The sequence below is a fragment of the Mycobacterium sp. genome, from assembly GCF_025965855.1.
Lineage (GTDB): Bacteria > Actinomycetota > Actinomycetes > Mycobacteriales > Mycobacteriaceae > Mycobacterium.
Map to the genome: position 1 here is coordinate 1 of NZ_JAOPWB010000309.1, position 5,154 is coordinate 5,154.

A 5,154-nucleotide genomic window follows, 5' to 3' on the forward strand; every position below is an offset into this window, starting at 1 on the left:
CGAGTTCGCCAACCGCGTTTCGAACTTCGATATCCAGACCATCAGGGACATCAAAAGATTCGTCAACTTGGCGACGTTGCGGCCCGACGCTGAACTCGCAGGACAGATGGACGCATTCTGGGCCGCCGTCGGCCGGCCAGCAGTGGGCAACGCGCTCGAACAGCTGTTTGCCGCAGGGCTTCAACAGCGCGGCGACGTCGAGTACAACCTGGGTCAGTGGATCGGCAAGCTATCGCGCACCACGACGAACTAGCCACCTCAATGGCTTTCGCCCATGAGCCGCCCAGGAAGCCGGCCGCCCCGCCGACGATGATCACTCGCGATCCTTGGCCGCACCGAATACTTCCCCCGCTGCAACGGAGTTCGTCGGGCCGTCCGGTTCGCACCGCGGGGATACCGTAGCCCGCGCGGGCCAGCGGCGGCGCACAAGAATAACGATCCCGACCCACGCAACTCCGGGTCCCACATCGCCGCCGGGGATCCCCACCGGCGACAATTACGTCACAACCAAGGACAGGTTCCAGCTGGTGGGAAGCATTGAATGGGGGACAGCGGCAACGACATGGGTTGGCTGGCGAGCAATCGTAGAGACAACGCCGGTAAGATAGCCTATCTAAGGACTGCCACCATGCGGATGAGCCTGGGACTCCATCACCAGTGTTGATGGCTGGAACTAACGGAGCGATGGTGGTAGTGAGAGCGAGAGTTGGGCGGCATGGTCGGCAATCGGGACGGAGATGCTGTGGACCGCCGGACCCAGAATGACGGTCGCTGTGTAATCGACACCGCATTCGAACTTTTGGACCATGTGGGTGTGCTGGAACCGGTGCGGCTGGTCGATCTGGCGGAGGTAACCGGAATCCCGGGGCCAACAGTGCACCGGCTGCTCAAGCAGTTGATCGAAGTGGGCGCTGTCCGGCGCGAAGGTACTCGTTACCGTCTCGGGGCGAGCCTGTTGGAACTGGGTGCGCGGGTGACGCCTGAGCGTCGGCTCCGCGTCGTCGCCCGGCGCCCGCTGGCCGAACTCGCCGCCGCCACCGGCGCCGCGGTGAGCCTGTCGGCCACGATCGGCGGTGACGCGGTGTTCCTGGACACGGTGGACGCTCGCGTTCCGCTCGGGCTACCCGAACCGGGCAGCCGGGTACCGCCGGGAACGGCCCCAGCGCGCATACACACCGAGATCAGCTGCCCAGCACCGATTGTGGACGCCGGTGGTTACCTTGCACACATCAGCTGCGTCGCGGTAGCGGTTCCCCTGGGCAGAGGTGAGGTGGCGGCGGTGACCACGCTCGTCGCCGGGCAGCGCCCGCCGGTCGCGTTGTTGGCTGCCACCCGAGCCGCCGGCACCCGAATCGCCGCACTATTGAATGCGCCGGCCCACAATGACGATTCCAGCCAAAAGTCCATTCAATGGAAGATGGGTCGCCGGTAGCGGCGCTGCTTTCTAACGTCGGAGGACATGACCGCATCCTCCACATTCGACGTTTACTTCGTCGGGGCCGGACACAATGGCGTGATCGCTGCCCGCTATCTAGCCGGAGACAGCGGCTGTGTGCTTACTCGATCGGCGCCCGACGCCAGCCAAGCCTCGTACCGCGCCGTCTGAGTCGTTCATGGACGACCCGGAGGACTTCAAGATGTGATCCAGAACTGGTTCACCTTACGAGAGCCCTAATTCTCATAACACGTACTGGCTTTGCTGGCGCCTGCTGCGCGAGGCGCTGGGTGTCGCCGAATCGACTCGGGCACAGGGCCGCCGCTATGGATGGCTGGCGAACGCGCCGTATCCGGCTGGCCGGCGTAGTTGCCCAAGCTGATGCCGCACGTCAATGCTGCACTCCCGCAGCCGATTCAACCGAAAAACACTGCCCATCAACGCATCGAAACAAGGAGCGGATATGAACACTGACCTCGACGAAGCAATCGTCCAGGGGGCCGATTTCGCCGAACGCGTTCATCACATTCAACGGAGGCTTCGTATTCGGCTGAGGCGACAGTACGACTTCATTGTCTGCGGATCGGGCTCGTCGGGATCGGTGGTGGCGCGTCGTCTCGCCGAAAACCCCGACGCCAGCGTGCTTTTGCTGGAGGCGGGCGGCGGCGACGACGTATCCGCGGTGATGAGAGCAGATCAGTGGCCTGCCAACCTGGGCAGCGAGCGGGACTGGAACTTTCAGGCCCAACCCAACCCGCACCTCAACGGCCGCTCGATCCCTTACTCAATGGGCAAGGTCTTGGGCGGCGGATCAAGCATCAACGTCATGGCGTGGGCGCGAGGGCACAAAGACGATTGGGATTTCTTCGCCTCCGAAGCCGGCGACACGGCGTGGAACTACGAGTCCGTGCTCAACATCTACCGGCGCGTCGAGGACTGGCATGGCGTCCCCGACCCCGACTACCGCGGAACCGGCGGGCCGGTTTACGTCGAACCCGCACCTGATCCCAACCCGATCGCGCCCGCCGCGCTCGAGGCCTCCCGCTCGGTCGGGATTCCGACATTCGAGAATCAGAACGGCCGCATGATGGAGGGCCCCGGTGGCGCGTCAATCATCGATCTCATCGTCCGTGACGGATACCGCCAATCGGTCTTCCGCTCCTACGTTTTCCCCTACATGGACCGGCCCAACCTGACCGTTCTCACCGGCGCGTTGGTGACCCGGGTGACATTCGAGGGCAACCGGGTCACGGGCGTGGAGTTCTCCCACCACGACAAGGTCCACCGTGTTGGCGCGGGATCCGAAGTTGTGCTGTCGCTCGGCGCGATCCACACCCCCAAGGTGCTGATGCAATCCGGCATCGGCGACCAGGCCGAATTGCAGCGATTCGGCATCCCCGTCGTGCAGAATCTTCCCGGGGTCGGTCAAAACCTTCAAGACCATCCTGGTTTCGACTGTGTTTGGGAGTACCAACAGCCGCTGGCGCCGCGCAACTCTGGGTGTGCGGCGACGTTCTTCTCCAAGAGCGACCCTAGTCTGGACAGCCCGGATTTTCAGATCTGCCAGGCTGAAGTTTGCAAGTCCAGTACTGAGAACGGGGCCAGGTTTGGCCTGCCCAATGCTGGCTGGTCACTGTTCGCGGGCGTGGTCCGGCCGCAAAGCCGCGGCCATATCTGTCTGACCGGCCCCGAACCGACCGACCCAGTGCAGATCCAGGCAAACATGTTGTCGCACCCCGATGACCTCAAGGCCGCGATAGCCTCCGTCGAACTGTGCCGCGAGATCGGCAACTCCGCCGCGCTTCGCCCCTTCACCAAGCGCGAAGTCATGCCGGGCAACCTCAAGGGCGCCGAGCTCGAGCGCTTCATCCGCGATGCCGCCTCGACCTACTGGCATCAAACCTGCACCGCCAAGATGGGCCAAGACGCCATGTCCGTGGTCGACAGCAGCCTGAAAGTCTATGGGATAGAACACCTTCGCATCGCCGACGGATCTATCATGCCCCGCGTGACGACCGGAAACACCATGGCGCCCTGCGTCATCATCGGCGAACGCGCAGCCGAGATCCTCAAGGCCCAGCACACGCTCTGATGTCCCAAGGAAAGATCGAAGATAGATTGTGTCACTGTCCCGCATCGACTTCGGTATTGCGTGCAATTGTGAGCATGTGAGCCTGCACTTCGTAGATGGCGGTATTGGCCGTGGTGGGTGAAGAAGCTGCCGCACTATTGAATGCGCCGGTCCACAATGACGATTCCAGCCAAAACTCCATTCACTGGAAGATGGGTGGCCGGTAGCGGCGCTGCTTTCTAACGTCGGAGGACATGACCACATCCTCCGCATCCTCTCGCGCGGGCGAACGCGACAGTCGATCGGGTGTAGTGCTCATCATTGTTCCGCGTCGCTCATCATGCCGACGATCCACCACAAGGACAACGATCTCCGTGTCAATCTCGTTGCACTTGTTCGCTTCTGGCAGGGCATTGGAGGCCGATATTTCCCCACGTGGTTATGAGCTTGTCGCCTACGGCACTACCGACAACTTCAACTACCCCGAAAAGCAATTGGGAACTGTTCTCCAAACCCTACAGCGCTGGCCCCTGGATCGCGGAGAACTCCAGCCGGGGCCTCACTCCCAACGAAAGGGACCGAGATGCAACAACTGCAAAACACTGACGCCGACGAAGTTCTCACCGGATACGAAACGATAGAGCCGCAACCAGTCTGGCTTGGCACTTCACGCTTTGGTATCCGGCCGGCACCAGATGGCCTGGCGCTGGTCCAAGATCTGCTCAATACCGAGGGCTCCGCAGATCATTTAGACCTCCTTCGCGATCGAGCCCACGCCCAACAGTGGACATTTCACGCCGCACGTGCCTGGCTGGCGGAGCGCGGAGTGAAGCCACAGCAACCTCCGACGTTGACGGACCGCGATGTGGCCGAGCTGGGAAAGATGCGCCGTGCTCTTTCGGGTGCAGTTGACGGGGTGCCTGGCCGGACTGGTGATCGCGTTCTCGGCACCGCACAGTTGGTGCTGTCAGAGGGAGCGCTCTACTGGACGCCCGTCGGTGATGGATGGCGCTGGTTTTCTGCGGCGATCGGGGGTGAGGTCCTGGCCAGCCGACAGAGAGGAACATGGGCGCGACTCAAGCATTGCGCCAACGGCGCCTGCCGCGCAGCATTCTACGACCGGTCATGGAACAACGCGTTCGTGTGGCACAACCGCATAACATGTGGTCCACCATTGGCCAGTCCGTGCTCGTGAAGACGACGAGCCGTGGAGGGCATCCAACATGACGAAAATTGGCCAAACCGCGATGGGGACCACCGTCACCGACTGGGTGCGCGCCGCCGGGGCGGCATCAGCGTTGATTGCCTCGCGAAGTCGAAGGAGTAAACGTGAAGCGGGCTGAGGAAGACACCTGGGATCTGGCGTCCAGCGCGGGAGCCACCGCGACGCTGGTGGCAGCCGCTCGCGCGGTGGCAACGAGAACCGCCGACCCGCTGATCACCGATCCGTTCGCTGACCCCCTGGTACAGGCGCTACGCCAACCGCGCCTTGCCCGATGCAGAACTCGACGGCTTCGTCGACGAGTTCGCCAACCGCGTTTCGAACTTCGATATCCAGACCATCAGGGACATCAAAAGATTCGTCAACTTGGCGACGTTGCGGCCCGACGCTGAACTCGCAGGACAGATGGACGCATTCTGGGCCGCC

At 62.6% G+C, this 5,154-nt stretch carries 6 protein-coding genes; 5 read left to right on the forward strand and 1 reads right to left on the reverse strand.

The window, feature by feature from the left end; all coding sequences use genetic code 11:
- The 3 genes from JWP83_RS26725 to JWP83_RS26735 form a co-directional block, all read left to right on the forward strand.
- On the forward strand, window positions 1–253 hold a 253-nt coding region (locus tag JWP83_RS26725), incomplete at its 5' end, for a hypothetical protein (protein ID WP_297737449.1).
- Between the two features lie 462 nt (window positions 254–715).
- The gene (locus JWP83_RS26730; protein ID WP_297737452.1) at window positions 716–1,432 is read left to right on the forward strand and encodes a helix-turn-helix domain-containing protein; all 717 of its coding nucleotides are present in this window, start codon (window positions 716–718) and stop codon (window positions 1,430–1,432) included.
- Window positions 1,433–1,898: 466 nt separating this feature from the next.
- Window positions 1,899–3,527: a GMC family oxidoreductase gene (locus JWP83_RS26735; protein ID WP_297737455.1), complete on the forward strand. Its 1,629-nt coding sequence runs from the start codon at window positions 1,899–1,901 to the stop codon at window positions 3,525–3,527.
- 31 nt (window positions 3,528–3,558) lie between these two features.
- On the opposite strand, the gene JWP83_RS26740 is transcribed toward JWP83_RS26735, so the two are convergent.
- Window positions 3,559–3,708, reverse strand: coding sequence for a hypothetical protein (locus JWP83_RS26740; protein WP_297737458.1), 150 nt, complete (start codon window positions 3,706–3,708; stop codon window positions 3,559–3,561).
- Between the two features lie 381 nt (window positions 3,709–4,089).
- Here JWP83_RS26740 and JWP83_RS26745 point away from each other — a divergent pair, with 381 nt between their 5' ends.
- Window positions 4,090–4,701, forward strand: coding sequence for a CGNR zinc finger domain-containing protein (locus JWP83_RS26745; RefSeq protein WP_297737461.1), 612 nt, complete (start codon window positions 4,090–4,092; stop codon window positions 4,699–4,701).
- 134 nt (window positions 4,702–4,835) lie between these two features.
- A complete protein-coding gene (locus tag JWP83_RS26750; protein ID WP_297737464.1) occupies window positions 4,836–5,120 on the forward strand; it encodes a class I SAM-dependent methyltransferase in 285 nt (94 codons plus the stop codon).
- Window positions 5,121–5,154 lie beyond the last annotated feature (34 nt).